Source organism: Enterobacter sp. 50793107 (assembly GCF_001463365.1).
Lineage (GTDB): Bacteria > Pseudomonadota > Gammaproteobacteria > Enterobacterales > Enterobacteriaceae > Enterobacter > Enterobacter cloacae.
The window spans coordinates 1-15,168 of sequence record NZ_LNII01000161.1 but is presented as its reverse complement, the minus strand read 5'-3'; the positions used below and the strand labels follow the sequence as shown (position 1 = coordinate 15,168).

Genomic DNA, 15,168 nt, shown 5'->3' with positions numbered 1-15,168 from the left:
GCTGCGGCCGGTTAAGGGTTACAGGCCGATGGCCTTACGGTGTTCCGCCAGACGATCGACGCCGTCGACTTTCAGCACCATGTTGATGATGTCAATCTCGATAACCTCTTTGCCATCGATAGTGAGCTGGTAGTAAGCGCACTCGGTGGACATCTTGGTCGTGCCGCTTTCGCCCTGCTTGTTCTCGCCGCCGTCAAACTCTTTGTGACGGCCACGCATCACGATCTCCACCGCAGAGATTTCACCGGTATCATCACGCTGGAAGGATCCGGTAAAACGCAGCGGCACGCTGTCCGCGCCTGGCGAGGCATACTGCGCCCACAGAGCAACGTCCGGCAGACCACCAATGGTCCACTCCAGCGCCAGCGCATCATCGTCCAGGCCGAGGTCGACAGAGACCGAGCCCGGCATACCGCCGCCGCGATACTTCTCCAGCTTGCGGGTGAGCTTCGGTAAGGTGACAGACTCAACAACGCCCATATAGCTCAGGCCATCGTTGAACATATTCAGATATTTAAGTTTGCGTGGTAACGCCATGCTGCAGCTCCTTAGCTGTTAACCGAATCTGACAGGTCTGCCAGATAGGTATCGGTGATGCGCTGGCGCAGGGTCAGATTCTCCAGCGGCGGAACAGGGGTGTAGTCGTAATCGATATACAGTTTCCCCGCTTTGAGGGTCGACACGTCATTCGATTCCGGGTCATACCAGCAGGAGCCGTCAACGATGTAGCCATTGGTTTTCAGCTCACGGAATTTGGCATTGATACCGGAAATGATGTCGCGGATAAGCGTTGGGGTAATGGGTTTATCCATCGCCCATGCGTGCGCTTCCGCCATGGTGTCGGCCAGTACCTGCGCGGTACGGGTGTAGTTTTCAAACAGGAATAACGGATCGTCAGAGCAGGTACGGTTGCCCCAGAATTTGAAACCGTCATTGCGAATCAGCGTGGTCACGCCCGCCTGGTTAAGCAGGTTGGCATCGGTGGCTTGTTCCTGCAGGTCCCAGGAGACAGAGGCGCTCACCCCGGTAACACCGTTAACACCGACGTTGGACAGGGTTTTATGCCAGCCGGTGGTCTGGTCGATTTTGGCGCGCAGGCCAAGTGCGCGTGCGGTCGCCCAGGCCGTTTTGGTGGCGTTCGTGGTGGTATCCCATGCCAGGAAATCCGGGTGAATAACCATCAGCTCACGCTGGCTGAAGTTTTTGCGATAGTTGATCGCCTCAGGAATGGTTTTACAGCCCCATGCGCTGACATAGCCAAACGCACGCAGGCTCTGGCACGTTGCTGCCAGCGCGGTCGCCACTTCCTGCGAATCCAGCCCCGGTACGCCGAGAATACGTGGTTTAACGCCGGTCACCGTTTTGGCGGTGAGAAGTGCCTTCAGGCCGGTGTATTTGCCGTTTTCGTCGGTGGTACCAATGATGTTAGAAATGGTTTCTTTCTGTGCGGCTTCCGGGTCTTCCGGGTTATCGACACCTTCGGCCACGCGAACAACAACGACAACCGGTTTGCACTGATCGGCAATCGCCTGAAGGGAAGCGGACAGCGTGCCTGTTTTCCCGGCTTTCGCAATCGCGGATTGTACATTGGTAATGAGCACTGGCTCGTTAAGAGGGAATGTCTGTTCGTCAGCATCGCTGGCCGTACAGACCATACCGATGATTGCCGTCGAGACGGTGGAAATGGTGCGTGTGCCATCGTTGATTTCGATGACTTCCACGCCGTGGTGATAGTCGCCCATCCGTTTAACTCCGTGGTTTAGTGGTGAGGGTATTTTCTGTGGAGCGCGCGTTGGATGCGACGTATTGGGGTTGGGGAAAGGATTACACAACAAACGAAAAGCCCTCCGGGAGGAGGGCTTGGGGTCAGGCCGGGCGTTCTGGCCATTGAATATCTGGCGCTTTGCTGAGATCCAGTCTGTTTAACAATACGCGGTAACGCTTCCAGAGTAGCAGCGTGGCCGCTTCTTCATCGGTGGCAATTCCGAGCTCGACTGCATCCTCGAGCGGAGTAATAATTTCATTCGCCGTTTTCATCAAAAATAATTTTTGTGACGATGCCTGATTTACTTGTTCTTCGTGTGTCGGTTCCGGTGGTTCCGTCAGAACAGGATAACCATTATTATCAGAAACAATCATTTTCCCAACAGCCTGCCCTGCCATCAATGATTCATAATCGTCATCCAGCACAGTTACATAATTATCCGGCCACGAACCGGCGGAACGGTAGTCTGCCTCCAGAGCATCATTATAAAAAGCACCCGTAGCGTGACAATAAACATATCCCATATTAATAACCTCTCGCTTCGAAATACACTTTGACTTCACCACTACCAGCAATGTAGGTAAAACCTGAAGCATCAGGATTTTGAACATAAATATTCTGATCATGGAACCCATTGGTATAAAGCAGTGTTAGCTGCACGCTGACGCAAGTAGTTGGAAACGCAGTTGGGAAGGTTATCCGTGTAGAGTCCGCTGTACGTGTTGCAATCCCCCACTGCTTCATAATTCCTGTAGTATTGTCTTTCTCCCAACCGCTTGCCGCCCTACTGGCCGTGTTTTTCAGATTATAACGAGCATCGCTTTCGGCTTTTGTGTATGCTCCGGTTTTTGCCATATAACCCGCATCGCTTTGCCCTTTGGTATAATAACGGGAGTCGAAATTAGCAAAACTTCCGGGAATGAGCTGGCCTGGCGCGCTAAAATTACCACTGGTATCCCATTTATAATTGACATCCTGACCGCCACTGCCTTTCATGTGCAAATGCCATGAAAGAGCGGTATCAGCGACAAGAGACCCCATTGAAAAAGCCCATGAATTGACACCGGCAATGCTTGCCTGTTGTTTTAAGGCTGGATGGTATTCACTCGCTCCGGTTGTCGAATATGAGTTAAAAAAAGCTGCTTTTGTTTTGTACTGTTCTGCCCATGCAAGTGCACCGGCATAACCCGCTGTAATTTCCTTAGTGGCGAAAATGGTGTTGCCTACAGTAAATGGTGTCTCAGATTGTAATGCCCCTGTTTCCAGGCTAACCCGTAATGGACGCAATGAATTGTAGTTTCCGTAAGCATCGCCCTTATTCGTCAGCATCAGATAAAGATTATTACCGTCGTTGCGCCAGAAACACCCGTAGTTTCCATATGCAATCCGATAACTATTTGCGGAAATGGATTGTACTTCTCCGTTTGAACGTAAATAACCGCTAAATTGTCCGGCGCCGTTTGCCTGAAGCAATAGCGAGCCATCTTTATTTCGCTGAGAGTAAAAATGGTAGCCGGTGTCATCCCCCAGTTCGACTACAGATGGGCGGTCTACATTTCCCCAGAGGCGCAGAGCTGCATTCTTGTCAGAGGTATTTGATGAATAAAAAGAGAATTTTTTCGTATTCCCTGAATAAAATCCGCCAAGTTGTGAGGTTAAATTACCTCTCACTCTCAGGCCGGTATTAGTGCTAATCGCCAGCTCCTCCTGCGAATCGGTACTGCCTGTCGCCAGACGGTATTCGCCCCCCTGAACGGTTTCATGCCAGATAGTGTCCGTCGCTCCGCCGCGCATTTTACGAAGATAATTTTTATTGCCTGTCGTGGCGTTGGAAAGTGCCGTTAAGTTGTAGGTGGCCTGTGCTACAGCGTCCTGATTTAATGTTCCGGTCATACTGTCACCGGCTTTACTGACTCGCTCACTGGCATTTATATTGGCTGCAGTAGCGTTGTCGTTTGCGGATTTAACCGCCTTCGGCGTCGCTGCCAGCACCTCCGACACACTGTCAATCGCACTGCTGAGCTGGACAAGCCCCTTACGCGCCGTAGTGGCATCCACCGCGGTGTACTTGGCGTTTGCCAGATCATACACAGTCTTCACCGCCTTCGGGGTTGCCGCCAGCACCTCAGACACGCTGTCAGTGGCGCTACTCAGCTGAACGATCCCCTTACGCGCCGTGGTTGCATCCGCTGCGGTATATTTCCCGTTCGCCAGATCGTACGCCGCCTTTACCGCTTTCGGCGTTGCAGCAAGCACCTCAGACGCGCTGTCGGTGGCACTGCTTAACTGGGTGAACCCTTTTGCGGTCAGCGTGGCGTCCGGATGGCGGCGGGACTGCTCATGCTCCGTCAGCTTCCCGTCGACGTAATCCTGCGTGGCCATCACCGTTGAGGTGTCTATCGTCAACTCGACGGAGGAAATATCGCTCACCATGATAACCATGCGAAGCGTCTGCGCGCGTCCTGACCCCTCTGCCAGCGCGGGCTTATAGCTTTCAGCCATATTCCCGACGGCAATCAGCGTCCCGGTATCGTCATAAAGACCCATCTCACGCATCCAGAAACCGCCCACCTCAGGCGGGATCAGCAGCTCCGCCACAACGTAGTTTTTGTTCTTCTTGTCCTGGCTGATTTTATTCAGCGCGTGGCGCCAGACTTCCTTCACCAGCTTTGTCTGGCTGGCATCTGGAACGGGCAACGCACCGCCACCGTCGCCGACCGCCATTGCGGTGAAGTTCACTTTCTTCGCGTTCGGAACGGTTGCTGCAGCCAGTTTTTCTGCACCGGCTTTGGTGATAACCGTTTTAAATTTCACTGTCATTATGCTCTCACTTATCCGGGGTAAACCGTAATGATGTCGCCGTCATAGCTCAGGGCACCGGTAAAGAGATAACCCGGAATGTCCTGGATGATATTCAGGCCGATAAGGTGGCGGCTGGCAGGCTTCGCATCAGCGATAAGCCTTTCCATCTCGTAATACATTTCCTCGGTGATACCGGTGTCTAATACGCCGATATCAAGGCGGAAGGTGCCGGGCGGATCGTTGGTTTGCCACCACTCGGTGACGTTAATCAAATAACCAAGCGGCTCCACGACGCGGCGCACGGCGCCGATGGTTCCCTTGTGGGCATGGATAAACCATGCCGCGCGGATCACGTCCCGTTTGGTGGCCTCCGGCCAGTTCTCGTCCCAGCGATCGACCGAAAACGCCCACGCCAGCCACGGCAGTAAATTCGCCGGGCAGGTATCCGCGCTCCAGAGATGGCGCAGCGGTACCGGCGTTTTTTCTATCTCCGCGCAGGCGCGCGCGGCCGCCACCTCAATAGGCGACGATCCAACCGGTAAAAGACGGGTATCACTCATCGCTCCCCCCCACGGTTACGCTGTAGTGGCTGCACCATGAGGCCTGAGTTTCATCGAGCACGATATCGGCTGCCGGGGCGGTCAGCTCCACGCGCTGCACCCCTTCAACGTGAAGAGCAGCGTAAATGGCAGACTTGCGAATATCGCGTCCCAGCCGATGCTGCGCCGTGATATAAGCCTGCAGCCGGGCTCTGGCCGCGTTAAGCACCGGTTCGCTTTCCGGGCCGGGGAAGAGGAACAGCGAGGCCGCAATGGTGTAGTCGACAATTTTGGCCGACTGGACGGTCACGCGATCGGCGACTGGCCTGACGTCCTCATCGTTCAGCGCATTGCGAACACGGGTAAGCAGCTCTTCAGACGCCACGCCGTTATTCTCCCGTGAGAGCACGGAAACGGTGACGTTCGCGGGCTGGGGGCTGATCACGGAAATATCCGCCACCCGGCCATCCGCGCTGCGGCCATGGAACTGATAAGCGCCTGTCGAACCGGCCACGCTCAGCCCTTCCGGCGCCTGCTGGATACGCAGACGAAAGTCAGTATCAGACTCCATCACAGCCGGCGTGGGCGGGAAGGTCGTGTCGTCGGCAGGCGTAATCACCAGACGCTGAAGGTTAGCGTTTGCCCCAATTTGGTCGAGATCGCTGCCAGTGGCGTAGGCCAGCATGACCGCTCGCGCGGCCTCGTTGACGCGCTGGCGCCAGATAACTTCCCGATACGCGTTTTCCTGCAGCAGCTTCACAATCGGCTCTGACTCTAAGGTCAGCGTGCGTGCGATAGCCTCTTGCTCCGCCTCAGGAAAGAGTGAGACAAAGGTGGCCTTTCGTTCTGCCAGCAGCGTTTCATAATCCACCTCCTCCACGACATCAGGCGCGGCGAGCTGGCTCAGATCAACAATAGCCATAGCGTTTAACTCAGTGAAATGGTGAGAGAAAAGGAGCGATCGGAAGAGGGTCGCGTGCCAGTGATATCGACATACAGCGTCCCGTCACTCTCCGACCGTTCGAAAGCAATCGCCGTCAGGCTGATCCGCGGTTCCCATTTCTGGATCGCGGAATAACATGCGGCCATAATCTGCAGGCGCAGCGCCGGACTCTGGGGCCTGTCGATCATCGCCGCCAGCAAGGAGCCGTATTCCCGGCGCATAACACGTGAGCCAACTGGCGTAACCAGAATGTCGCGCACGCTTTGCCTGATATGTTCCGCCTCTGAAATGCTGAGCCCGGTCTGACTGTTCATTCCCGTGTAGCGCACCGTCATTGCGTCCCCTTAGTCCAGCTTCCGCCGCTTTGCACACTGCCGTGGGCATGGTTGTCCACCTGCACCCCATTAGAGGTGAATTTACCGCCGGAATGTTCAATATTTCCGGCCATCACCCCGCCCTTCTGCACCTCCAGAGAGGCGGTAATTAACTTGTTGGTACACACCACTTCAGGCGTATCCAGCGTGATACGGGTCTCTGCTTTCACCTGTACCACCGGAACGGTCGCGGTCAGCGATTCCGATGCGGTGATGGTTGCCGTTTTGATGCCGGTCGCCGTTAGCGCACCGTTGCCGGGCTCATACTCGATAACCGCCCCATCAGGAAACGAGACGTGGAGCGCGTCAGGCGACTCAGACGGCGCCGGATGGTCGTCAGAAAAAATGCCTGGCAACACGAAGGCGGTATCCAGCTCACCGCCGATAGCCAGCAGCAAGACCTGTTCACCCTCGGACGGTGCCCACCAGACGCGCGAGCGGCCTGCGCGGCAGGTCAGCCAGTTCAGCCAGGTGGTTTTCATCCCCCCGGACTGGACGCGGCAGAGCCCTCGTTTGAGGTCGACATCGGTCACAACACCGAGACGAATAAGATTGCGGATCGCGCGAGCGATGCCGTGCATGGAAGTTAGCGTATTCATAAGAAGAGAATGCCGCTCAGGGCGATCGGCAGCAACGAGGCGGGGTTTTATGCGGGATGAAACAACAAGTATGGCCAGCCGACAGGGCTGTGGGCTGGCCATCAGCGCGGTTACGTCAGGCCTCCCACTGGCTGACCAGTTCACCGTTGACGTATAGCTCCATCGGACGCGTGACGGGTTCCGGCAGCAGCGGCTCCGGAGAATAGGTGGCAAGCAAGGTCCCTTCATTCTCAGACACCAGTATCCGCTCGGTTAACTGCAGGCTGAAGCTGATATCTGAGGTTTCATCGTCATTGAAGACAACCTGAAAGAGATACCCCTTTTTTCGTCCCTCATCGAGGGTAAAAATATCCGGCTGGTTTTCCCGAAGCCAGGCCAGCACCGGGACGAAAATCCCCTCGCTGTCACCGGAAAAACCGCTGACGTTCGCCTTCAGCTCATATTGTTTTTCGAACGAGAGCGAGGCCGCCAGACGCGCATCGATGTTACCGCTGCCGACGGTCATCCGTAAGCGCTCCGGGTTTGCGCGCAGTTGTGGTACAGCGTCAATTAATGCCTGACGCAGGCTCTTGAGTTTGTGCATCGAGATTATCCTGACAGTCTTTAATGGTTTCAACCTGCAAGGCGCAGGCGATAAGGGCATGCTCAAGCCTTCGAATATCGGCGCTCAGATCGCCGTTAGTGACAGGCTCACTTGCCGGCATCGGGCAGGCGCTCACCTTTGGGCAAGCGTTGTAAACAATGTGCGGCGGAGGCGCAGGCGGCGCGGGTGTGCAACCTGCGGACAACATCAGGCAGCTGAGCGTGATACCAGCGGCGTAGTGCTTCATTTTCATTCATCAATCTCCCGATAGCCGCTTCGCGCCTTGCCATCTCCTCAGCGGTAACGGCAAGCGCATCGCGGAGCCTGACCTGCGCGTTTTCATTTTCTCTGGCCATCCGTTGCGATACGGCCAGCTGATGGTTCAGCGCGTTAATCGTGTTTTTTTGTTCAGCGGCGATCTGGTTGGCTTTGGCAAAGGAGCGGGACAGGTTCAGATTGTCATGACGAAACCACAGGATAATGGCCATCAGCACAGCCAGCATCAGCAGGAGAGATTTCATCCCGCCCCCTTCATGCACCAGGCCTTTTCACGGGCCCGACGGTTTTCAAGCCCGGCGTTCTTCTTCCCGTTGACATACACCCAGCGGGTCAGCTGATCGCAGGCCTGCGGCCACTGTTTGTGATGAATAAACGCCACCAGCGTCGAACGGCAGGCGGCACCGGTTCCCACGTTAAAGGCAAAACTGACCAGCGCGTCATAAACCCGGGGTGGCATCTCCACCGGCGCGCATGCGGCAAGCCGTTTCTCAACCTTCAGAACGTCGGCGATCAGGTTCGCCGCCGCGTCACGCTCGGTGATCGCCTGCGTCGGTACAACGCCTGCCGTATGGCCAATGCCTGACGTCCATACGCCCGCGCTACAGCGGTAGGGCGAAAGACGGCAGCCTTCAAGATCGGCAAGTAACGCCAGCCCTTCAGGCGAGGTGTGCAGTAATCGAAAGTCAGGCATGAGCACCGCCAGGGCAAGGACGCTGGCGACGCTGCAACGCTTAATGATTGAGTTCACGAATACTCTTCTTATCGAGGCCCAGAGATTTGAGATAGCGCCAGGTTTTTCGCTTAAACCAGTAATTCGTCAGCGCGGTAAAAATGGCGCAGAGGCTTCCCACGTACAGCGCCACTTTTTCGGGAGACATCGCCCCGAACCAGGCCAGCGCCACGGCCAGCCAGTAGGCAATAAACGTGGTGACTTTCTCCAGACTCAGTCCCATAGGTTCACGGATTCTTTTCTGGGTGCGCTATCGACCTCTGGCATGTCTACTGCCGTACCATGGGGTAAGACAACGCCATACTCAGCAAGGCCAGGATTGGCTTTCAGAACGGGTTCGACTACGCCTGCCGTGCGCCCGTAATAACGGGCACAGATGGCATCAAGCGTATCCCCCTGCATTGCATAGATCTTCATCAGACGCTCCAACATCCGGATTTCCAGGTACTGTAGAGTTTCCAGAGCCAGCGTCCTTTCCGCTACCGCAGGCGGATGGACAATCGCGGACACAACAGGCTGTCCGCGTACGACAGAACGCGGCTCAAATCTGAATGAAGGTTGTTGCCCGGGAAAAGGCAGACGCTAGCGCCAGCTCTCGTCTTCCCAGACTTCCCGAAGAATGTTGTCTAACGCTTCGCGCTCGGCCTCGCCGTTGATGCCCAGCAGCTCGACGCCCGTCATGGAGCCTTCTTTCACCGTCACCCGCGTTGACGGGAACAGAGGCCTTATTCTGCGGGTGAGTTCGCACTGGAAGGCCTCCACGACGGAAGGGCCAATGTGCTGATCTTTATCCAGGGTAATATTGACCCGCACATTGCCTTCTTTTTTGATTCGTTCTGGAACAGGCGATGCCGAGAAAACAACGGTAAACGCGTTGTTTTTGATTAAATTCCCTCTCGCTATCTCAGCAATAAGATTCAGGGCAATTTCACGATCTCTCTCCTGACATGTTCCTTCCGTCGTCAGTCGCGCAATCATCTCGACTCGTTCAATCATGACTTGCTCATTCAACTCTCTGTCCACACAACCTCCACCACGAGATACTGTATAAACATACAGTAGCACGTAATCATAAAAAGAGTGAAGCAAAAAATCAGACCTGTTTGCGGTATGTGCATGATATCGATGGAGATTAGCGCATACTTCCGGCGACCTGATGCCTTAAATGCCCGGTACGTTCAAGGATTGAACTGGCCTTATCCAGGTAGGGCGGGGGCAACTCGCGGTGTCGGTGCAGATGAGTAAAATCACCCGCCGTACAGTTATTGACAGAACTCCAAGAGGGCGCGGTGGCGCCCTTAAGGTCAACGGCCCGCTTCGGTACAATCTTCCACTGTTTGAGGCGCGTTAAAACCGGTGACCCGGCCCCAATGGCCGCATCATAGACCCCGCGGATACAGACGGTTTCCTCGCCGTACTGGTTATATTCTTCCTTCGATTCGTAGAGCGTACGTACCTGCAGATCGTCACGACGGACAAACGGCCCGCCCTGGGCGTTCACATACCCCGCCCAGTCTCCGGCGTCCGCCGCGTCATGCACGGCGGCAAACTCCACGCTCAGGCCATGCGCCGTCTCGCGGTCGGCGAGACGGCGCAACTCCCGGTAGACCGTCACCGGCGCACCGCCAATAAACTGAAACTGACGGATGTGCCAGCGGGCCGCCCAGGCGGAAACGGCGGGAGCGGTCTCTTTCAACAGCTCGCCATTTTCATCATCAGTTTCGCCATCAAGCGCATAGCCATCGATATTCTTCGCGATGTATTTGGCGATATAGCCGGTAGCGCTGCCCTTCTCCGGGTCAATGGCTTCGGCATGAAAACGGGCTTTTTTTGCCCTGTCGCGTTGTAACTCGAAGGCATCCTCTTCGCAGGTATAGTCATTCATGATGCGTCTAACCCGCCCGGTATCCTCCGGCCGCATGAACACCAGCATATGCCAGTGGGGCGTACCGTCATGATGAGGTTCAGCAACCCGGATCCCGAAAATACGAATCCCTTCCCGGTGCAGCTTCGCCCGGATACGCGCCCAGAGTCGGTTGAGATAATGTTGTGTATCTGCCGGGCTGGCGCCGTTCCACTTGCCGTTACGGTAACCGGCCTGCACGGTCGCGTGATACTTCGCGGGGGCGGTTAAGGTGTAGAACTCGCCTGCATAGCCCAGCTCATGGCAGATATTTTCAAACCCGCGAATGCGGGTCATCAGTTCACAGCGACGTATTGCGGGGTTGGCCACCGAGCCATCGTATTTTTCGATCAGGCTGATACGGTTACCCTCTTCATCTTCAAGCTCCAGTCCCTTCAGGAACTCACGCGTACGGCGCTTCTGCTCGCGCCACTCGGCGATGCACCGTTTGCTCGCATAGGCAGATTTCTTTTTGCTGACGTGACCGATGGCGATCTGCAGATGCTCCCGCCAGGCGGCCGCCATCCGACGCAGACGACCGCGCCACCAGGCCTCTGAAAACATACGGATCACCGCCGAGGCAACGTCCTCTTTGCAGAAGACGGTTTTTGACACGCGCTCCCAGTGGGGAGGGAGCACGTTGAACTGACGGGTAATGACACCGGCGCGCTGGTACCAGGCATGCAGCGTTTGATATTCACCCATGCCGGCATCGTCCATATTTGCCAGCTCGGCGCGAATAAAGCGGGCGATGTCAGCCCCCAGCAGATCGATATCCGCACGGGACATATCCGGAAGGCGGTTGAAGCGGACGACCATATCAACCATCCGCGAGGCAAGGTATTGCCGCAGCGGCGTGTCGAAGTGGCCATCAAAAACCGCCGCGGAGACGCTCTCGTGCACGCCGACCCGGCTATATTGCTCAGCAACCCGCTGCAGGCGGGGTAATATTCCTTTACAGAAGCGGATCAGAAACGTATTGGCTCGCGGTGCGCCCTGCTGTTGTTCGATGGCGTCAACCATCCGCCACACTTCGGAACGGACGCATTCAGGCTGCAAAGAGAGGGCTTTTCTGGCTTGCAGCAGCGCCGCGAACAGACGATCGCGACGCTGCAGTTGAGAGTGTGTGAGATAGGGGCTGGCAATGGCCGTCCGTGGCGCATTCCACGGATAAGCACAGGAGATAGCCAATTCACCCTCCCCGATAGTGTTTGTTTTTCAGCTCCGTCATTTCCTGGCAGGTAACGCACATGGCCACGCCGGGGACGGCAATACGGCGTGCCTCGGGGATCGGGGCATCGCACGCTTCGCAGAGCAAACGCGATGGCGACACAGGTCGACGGCGCGCGCTGTTAATGTGGCGCTCGCGTTCTGCCAGTTCACGCTCCTGCACCAGATCGATAAAATCCGCCATCAGTGCAGCTCCTGGGATTCACGCTCGTAACGGGCCGCTTCGTGACACAGCAGTTCAGCCACGTCTTCACCGCTCATGCCGGTTTTGTAAATGTGGCTGGCCAGCGCCTCAAGGCGCTGTGAAACCGCGAGCGCACGTGCTCTTCGCTCCTCGGTCTTCGCCTGCGCCAGCAGACGTACCAGTTTGTCTCCCTCGATCGGGGACGTGCGGTTTTCGCTATTTCGCATTACTCGTTCTCCTTAAATTCAGGCAATAGAATGCCCGGCGGGTTTACGCCATTACGTTTGGTTGGGGTTACATCGGCATGGTCAGCCGTTCGGGAAATAAGCTCACGACTGCACGAAAATGGTTCATGGCGGTAATCAGCGCCCTTTTCTCGTCAGTCGTCAGTTCACCGATCTCGCACGCATGACGGGTAGCGGGTAATTTCGCCAGGAAGAAGATGGCGGCCAGCGCGCGGGTGTTCTCTTCATAACAGGGATCGCGCTTATCACGCAGCTCTGCAAAAAACCGCGTCAGCTCTTTCTCGCTATTGCCCCAGAATCTGGCGCGCAGTTCAGCCACGTGGTTAAGTCCGGACAGACGCGCCCCGACGCTGAGCGGAACGCTTGCCTGAGCTGCTTCTATCGCCATATCACCCCTCGCTTCGTTTCCCGCAACGTGAATTATTCACCGATAACAAGCTGGAAGCGGGAATGGCCTAACGCCTTACGTAGCTGCTCCTCTTTCCAGCGCGCGTAATAGATACGGATGGGGCCACCTGCTTTTTTGCAGCCCTTGCGGATAGTGCGCGGCTCAATGGGGACCCGGGGGTTATCGCCTGTCGTCCAGCGGTAGGCAGTACGTTCAGAAACACCTTCCAGCGCGGCGAATTGCTGCAGCGTCACCACAGGGGCTGGCACTTTGATGATTGCGATTTCAGAAGCCATGTTGCATGATTCCCATTTTGATAATGACTGCAATCTTTAGCCTCTGTTTGCCAACGTCTGCCGCTGATTGCCCGAATTTGCAATGATACTAATACCCAATTGAGTATTAGTAAACACCCAAAGGAATATATTTTGATTTTAGATTCTCAAGTGAATAATGAAGAGTTGCTCGATAGAATCTGTCAGGTATATGGTTTTACGCAAAAAATCCAGCTTGCTCGCCACTTCAATATTGCCGCCAGCTCGCTGCAGAACCGCTACGCACGCGGCACTATCTCTTATGACTTCGCCGTGCAGTGCGCCCTGGATACGGGCGCCAGCCTGCGCTGGCTGATGACCGGGCAAGGTTCTCAGTTTGAAGGTCAGCCTGCGCCGGGCGATCCTGTATCTGTCGCGTCATTCACTCTTAGTGATGGTCGACTGGAAGAAAATACTACTTTGAGTATCGACTCCCATTTCTTCAGTAAACAACTCACCCGCGGCATCGCCGTCCGGGCTGAGGGAAAACTTCACTTTGTTGAAAAAGACGCATCGTTAACCGACGGGCTGTGGCTGGTTGAGATTGAAGGCACCACCAGCATCCGCGAATTGACGCTCCTGCCGGGTAAAAAACTCCACGTCGCGGGCGGAAAGATCCCATTTGAATGCGGTATCGAGGAGATAAAAACGATTGGCCGTGTGGTGGGTGTCTACAGCGAGGTTAACTGATGGCGGTCCGTAAAAATCCTGCCGGTGGCTGGCTTTGCGAGATCTACCCCAACGGGGCAAAGGGTAAGCGCATCAGAAAGAAATTCGCCACCAAAGGCGAAGCGCTGGCCTTTGAACAGTACACCGTTCAAAACCCGTGGCAGGAAGAAAAAGAGGACCGCCGCACCTTAAAAGCGCTGATTGACGCCTGGTATAGCGCTCACGGCATTACGTTGAAAGACGGTCTTAAACGCCAGCTGGCGATGCACCATGCCTTTGAGTGTATGGGCGAACCGCTCGCGAGGGATTTCGATGCGCAGATGTTTTCCCGCTACCGGGAAAAGCGACTGAAAGGTGAATACGCCCGTTCTGCCCGGGTAAAAGAAGTTTCCCCCCGCACGCTTAACCTTGAGCTGGCCTACTTCCGGGCGGTATTCAACGAGCTGAATCGTCTGGGGGAATGGAAAGGCGAAAATCCGCTGAAAAATATGCGCCCTTTCCGCACGGAAGAGATGGAAATGGCCTGGCTGACGCAGGAGCAAATCGCCCGGTTACTGGCCGAGTGTCGGCGTCATGACAACCCGGATCTGGAAAACGTGGTCAGGATTTGTCTCGCCACGGGCGCACGCTGGTCTGAAGCCGAAGGGCTCAAAAAAAGCCAGCTGTCGAAGTACAAAATCACCTATATCAATACCAAAGGGCGAAAAAACCGCACCGTTCCTGTCAGCAAAGCCCTGTATGACGCTCTGCCTGATAACAAAAATGGCCGTTTGTTCAGTGATTGCTATGGTGCGTTCCGCTCTGCGCTGCAGCGGACAGGTATCGAGTTACCTGCCGGGCAACTGACCCACGTGCTGCGCCATACTTTTGCCAGCCACTTTATGATGAATGGCGGGAATATCCTGGTCCTGCAACGGGTGCTTGGGCATACAGACATCAAAATGACTATGCGATATGCGCACTTTGCACTGGATCATCTTGAAGACGCTGTCAAATTTAATCCATTGGCTGTATCAAACCCAACTCACGCGATTGATTTATAAGGAATAGCTCATGTCAGAAAATAGACCATCTATACCAGCTGAAATCAAAAGAGAAGTTAGAAAGCAATGCGGGTTTGGTTGCGCCATATGTGGAATGCCTTTTTTTCAGTATGACCACATTGAGGAATATGCTGAAGTTAGAGAGCATGCGACTGATAATTTAGTGCTTTTATGCCCCAACCACCACTCAGCGAAAACAACAAAAAAATTGTCACCTGAACGCATTCGTGAAGCCAAGTTCAATCCTTTCAATAAAAACAGAAAACTTACTTCAGGCTTTAAAGTTGAACCATCAAAGGAACTTCTCACATTACTTGGCACTAATAAAGTTACTGGTTGGTATACTGATGGCAAAGGAGAACATTGTCCTGTATGGGTGAATGGATATAGCTTTTTTACAATTCATAGTGATGAAGGATGGCTTACTGTCTCAATCGACATTACTGATGAATGAATCGCCACGCGTTTAACAGACACCTCAGAGTCATTTAAGATGACTTAAAGAGAGGTGCCCATGAGCGGTAAGCGTTATCCTGAAGAGTTTAAAACTGAAGCAGTCAAACAGGTTGTTGATCGCG

23 protein-coding genes are annotated in these 15,168 nt (G+C 54.9%); 3 read left to right on the top strand and 20 right to left on the bottom strand.

The genetic code is table 11. From position 1 onward, the window contains the following. Positions 1-18 precede the first annotated feature (18 nt). From APU11_RS22410 to APU11_RS22320, 20 genes are all read right to left on the bottom strand, one after another. On the bottom strand, positions 19-537 hold the full coding sequence (locus APU11_RS22410; protein ID WP_014833332.1) for a phage major tail tube protein: 519 nt from the start codon (positions 535-537) through the stop codon (positions 19-21). Positions 538-548: 11 nt separating this feature from the next. Next, positions 549-1,742, bottom strand: a complete 1,194-nt coding sequence (locus APU11_RS22405; protein WP_038420628.1) for a phage tail sheath protein — start codon at positions 1,740-1,742, stop codon at positions 549-551. Between the two features lie 124 nt (positions 1,743-1,866). After that, positions 1,867-2,289, bottom strand: a complete 423-nt coding sequence (locus APU11_RS22400) for a tail fiber assembly protein (RefSeq protein ID WP_065180195.1) — start codon at positions 2,287-2,289, stop codon at positions 1,867-1,869. 1 nt (position 2,290) lies between these two features. Then, complete coding sequence (locus tag APU11_RS29040) at positions 2,291-4,585, bottom strand: phage tail protein (protein WP_058651375.1); 2,295 nt, start codon at positions 4,583-4,585, stop codon at positions 2,291-2,293. Positions 4,586-4,596: 11 nt separating this feature from the next. After that, the gene (locus tag APU11_RS22390; RefSeq protein WP_058651376.1) at positions 4,597-5,127 is read right to left on the bottom strand and encodes a phage tail protein I; all 531 of its coding nucleotides are present in this window, start codon (positions 5,125-5,127) and stop codon (positions 4,597-4,599) included. Then, on the bottom strand, positions 5,120-6,028 hold the full coding sequence (locus tag APU11_RS22385; protein WP_038420635.1) for a baseplate assembly protein: 909 nt from the start codon (positions 6,026-6,028) through the stop codon (positions 5,120-5,122). Before APU11_RS22385 ends, APU11_RS22390 begins: the two co-directional genes overlap by 8 nt. A 5-nt stretch (positions 6,029-6,033) precedes the next feature. Further along, complete coding sequence (locus APU11_RS22380; RefSeq protein WP_020689441.1) at positions 6,034-6,384, bottom strand: GPW/gp25 family protein; 351 nt, start codon at positions 6,382-6,384, stop codon at positions 6,034-6,036. Further along, entirely contained in the window at positions 6,381-7,022 is a 642-nt protein-coding gene (locus APU11_RS22375) for a phage baseplate assembly protein V (RefSeq protein ID WP_038420637.1), read from the bottom strand. The genes APU11_RS22380 and APU11_RS22375 overlap by 4 nt, the downstream gene beginning before the upstream one ends. Positions 7,023-7,137: 115 nt before the next feature. Next, a complete protein-coding gene (locus APU11_RS22370) occupies positions 7,138-7,605 on the bottom strand; it encodes a phage tail protein (RefSeq protein ID WP_058651377.1) in 468 nt (155 codons plus the stop codon). Beyond that, positions 7,568-7,813 (bottom strand): Rz1-like lysis system protein LysC, encoded by a 246-nt coding sequence (lysC, locus tag APU11_RS29035; RefSeq protein WP_181870577.1) that lies wholly within the window; start codon positions 7,811-7,813, stop codon positions 7,568-7,570. Before lysC ends, APU11_RS22370 begins: the two co-directional genes overlap by 38 nt. Beyond that, positions 7,713-8,126 (bottom strand): Rz-like lysis system protein LysB, encoded by a 414-nt coding sequence (lysB, locus tag APU11_RS22365; protein ID WP_058651378.1) that lies wholly within the window; start codon positions 8,124-8,126, stop codon positions 7,713-7,715. Before lysB ends, lysC begins: the two co-directional genes overlap by 101 nt. After that, positions 8,123-8,632, bottom strand: a complete 510-nt coding sequence (locus APU11_RS22360; RefSeq protein WP_045902659.1) for a lysozyme — start codon at positions 8,630-8,632, stop codon at positions 8,123-8,125. Before APU11_RS22360 ends, lysB begins: the two co-directional genes overlap by 4 nt. Next, positions 8,616-8,837: an HP1 family phage holin gene (locus APU11_RS22355; protein ID WP_020689436.1), complete on the bottom strand. Its 222-nt coding sequence runs from the start codon at positions 8,835-8,837 to the stop codon at positions 8,616-8,618. Before APU11_RS22355 ends, APU11_RS22360 begins: the two co-directional genes overlap by 17 nt. After that, the gene (locus APU11_RS22350) at positions 8,828-9,031 is read right to left on the bottom strand and encodes a tail protein X (protein WP_028027926.1); all 204 of its coding nucleotides are present in this window, start codon (positions 9,029-9,031) and stop codon (positions 8,828-8,830) included. The genes APU11_RS22355 and APU11_RS22350 overlap by 10 nt, the downstream gene beginning before the upstream one ends. A gap of 165 nt (positions 9,032-9,196) precedes the next feature. Next, the gene (locus APU11_RS27790) at positions 9,197-9,637 is read right to left on the bottom strand and encodes a DinI-like family protein (RefSeq protein WP_023619960.1); all 441 of its coding nucleotides are present in this window, start codon (positions 9,635-9,637) and stop codon (positions 9,197-9,199) included. A gap of 109 nt (positions 9,638-9,746) precedes the next feature. Beyond that, a complete protein-coding gene (locus tag APU11_RS22340; protein ID WP_058651379.1) occupies positions 9,747-11,708 on the bottom strand; it encodes a replication endonuclease in 1,962 nt (653 codons plus the stop codon). A 1-nt stretch (position 11,709) separates the two neighbouring features. Next, positions 11,710-11,931, bottom strand: coding sequence for a TraR/DksA family transcriptional regulator (locus tag APU11_RS22335; protein WP_023619962.1), 222 nt, complete (start codon positions 11,929-11,931; stop codon positions 11,710-11,712). Next, on the bottom strand, positions 11,931-12,158 hold the full coding sequence (locus APU11_RS22330; RefSeq protein ID WP_038420649.1) for a DUF2732 family protein: 228 nt from the start codon (positions 12,156-12,158) through the stop codon (positions 11,931-11,933). The genes APU11_RS22335 and APU11_RS22330 overlap by 1 nt, the downstream gene beginning before the upstream one ends. 67 nt (positions 12,159-12,225) lie before the next feature. After that, the gene (locus tag APU11_RS22325; RefSeq protein WP_058651380.1) at positions 12,226-12,564 is read right to left on the bottom strand and encodes a DUF5347 domain-containing protein; all 339 of its coding nucleotides are present in this window, start codon (positions 12,562-12,564) and stop codon (positions 12,226-12,228) included. Between the two features lie 32 nt (positions 12,565-12,596). Next, positions 12,597-12,860 carry a hypothetical protein gene (locus tag APU11_RS22320; RefSeq protein WP_014833350.1) on the bottom strand — a complete coding sequence of 88 codons (264 nt, stop codon included), beginning with the start codon at positions 12,858-12,860 and terminating at the stop codon, positions 12,597-12,599. A 132-nt stretch (positions 12,861-12,992) separates the two neighbouring features. Here APU11_RS22320 and APU11_RS22315 point away from each other — a divergent pair, with 132 nt between their 5' ends. The 3 genes from APU11_RS22315 to APU11_RS27365 are packed head-to-tail and all read left to right on the top strand — an operon-like array spanning position 12,993 to position 15,044. Next, on the top strand, positions 12,993-13,568 hold the full coding sequence (locus tag APU11_RS22315; RefSeq protein WP_014833351.1) for a phage repressor protein CI: 576 nt from the start codon (positions 12,993-12,995) through the stop codon (positions 13,566-13,568). Next, complete coding sequence (locus tag APU11_RS22310; protein ID WP_058651381.1) at positions 13,568-14,590, top strand: tyrosine-type recombinase/integrase; 1,023 nt, start codon at positions 13,568-13,570, stop codon at positions 14,588-14,590. Before APU11_RS22315 ends, APU11_RS22310 begins: the two co-directional genes overlap by 1 nt. Positions 14,591-14,600: 10 nt before the next feature. Continuing rightward, positions 14,601-15,044, top strand: coding sequence for an HNH endonuclease signature motif containing protein (locus APU11_RS27365; RefSeq protein WP_072200493.1), 444 nt, complete (start codon positions 14,601-14,603; stop codon positions 15,042-15,044). Positions 15,045-15,168: the final 124 nt, after the last annotated feature.

What these genes read in the sequence shown, in the direction of transcription:
- APU11_RS22330 (WP_038420649.1), bottom strand. Translation starts at nt 12,158, where the DNA reads ATGCGAAATAGCGAAAACCGCACGTCCCCGATCGAGGGAGACAAACTG.
- APU11_RS22335 (WP_023619962.1), bottom strand. Translation starts at nt 11,931, where the DNA reads ATGGCGGATTTTATCGATCTGGTGCAGGAGCGTGAACTGGCAGAACGC.
- APU11_RS29040 (WP_058651375.1), bottom strand. Translation starts at nt 4,585, where the DNA reads ATGACAGTGAAATTTAAAACGGTTATCACCAAAGCCGGTGCAGAAAAA.
- APU11_RS22350 (WP_028027926.1), bottom strand. Translation starts at nt 9,031, where the DNA reads ATGAAGATCTATGCAATGCAGGGGGATACGCTTGATGCCATCTGTGCC.
- APU11_RS22405 (WP_038420628.1), bottom strand. Translation starts at nt 1,742, where the DNA reads ATGGGCGACTATCACCACGGCGTGGAAGTCATCGAAATCAACGATGGC.
- APU11_RS22320 (WP_014833350.1), bottom strand. Translation starts at nt 12,860, where the DNA reads ATGGCTTCTGAAATCGCAATCATCAAAGTGCCAGCCCCTGTGGTGACG.
- APU11_RS27365 (WP_072200493.1), top strand. Translation starts at nt 14,601, where the DNA reads ATGTCAGAAAATAGACCATCTATACCAGCTGAAATCAAAAGAGAAGTT.
- APU11_RS22410 (WP_014833332.1), bottom strand. Translation starts at nt 537, where the DNA reads ATGGCGTTACCACGCAAACTTAAATATCTGAATATGTTCAACGATGGC.
- APU11_RS22380 (WP_020689441.1), bottom strand. Translation starts at nt 6,384, where the DNA reads ATGACGGTGCGCTACACGGGAATGAACAGTCAGACCGGGCTCAGCATT.
- lysB (WP_058651378.1), bottom strand. Translation starts at nt 8,126, where the DNA reads ATGAAATCTCTCCTGCTGATGCTGGCTGTGCTGATGGCCATTATCCTG.
- APU11_RS22325 (WP_058651380.1), bottom strand. Translation starts at nt 12,564, where the DNA reads ATGGCGATAGAAGCAGCTCAGGCAAGCGTTCCGCTCAGCGTCGGGGCG.
- APU11_RS22390 (WP_058651376.1), bottom strand. Translation starts at nt 5,127, where the DNA reads ATGAGTGATACCCGTCTTTTACCGGTTGGATCGTCGCCTATTGAGGTG.
- APU11_RS22375 (WP_038420637.1), bottom strand. Translation starts at nt 7,022, where the DNA reads ATGAATACGCTAACTTCCATGCACGGCATCGCTCGCGCGATCCGCAAT.
- APU11_RS22355 (WP_020689436.1), bottom strand. Translation starts at nt 8,837, where the DNA reads ATGGGACTGAGTCTGGAGAAAGTCACCACGTTTATTGCCTACTGGCTG.
- APU11_RS22370 (WP_058651377.1), bottom strand. Translation starts at nt 7,605, where the DNA reads ATGCACAAACTCAAGAGCCTGCGTCAGGCATTAATTGACGCTGTACCA.
- lysC (WP_181870577.1), bottom strand. Translation starts at nt 7,813, where the DNA reads ATGTTGTCCGCAGGTTGCACACCCGCGCCGCCTGCGCCTCCGCCGCAC.
- APU11_RS22310 (WP_058651381.1), top strand. Translation starts at nt 13,568, where the DNA reads ATGGCGGTCCGTAAAAATCCTGCCGGTGGCTGGCTTTGCGAGATCTAC.
- APU11_RS22385 (WP_038420635.1), bottom strand. Translation starts at nt 6,028, where the DNA reads ATGGCTATTGTTGATCTGAGCCAGCTCGCCGCGCCTGATGTCGTGGAG.
- APU11_RS22400 (WP_065180195.1), bottom strand. Translation starts at nt 2,289, where the DNA reads ATGGGATATGTTTATTGTCACGCTACGGGTGCTTTTTATAATGATGCT.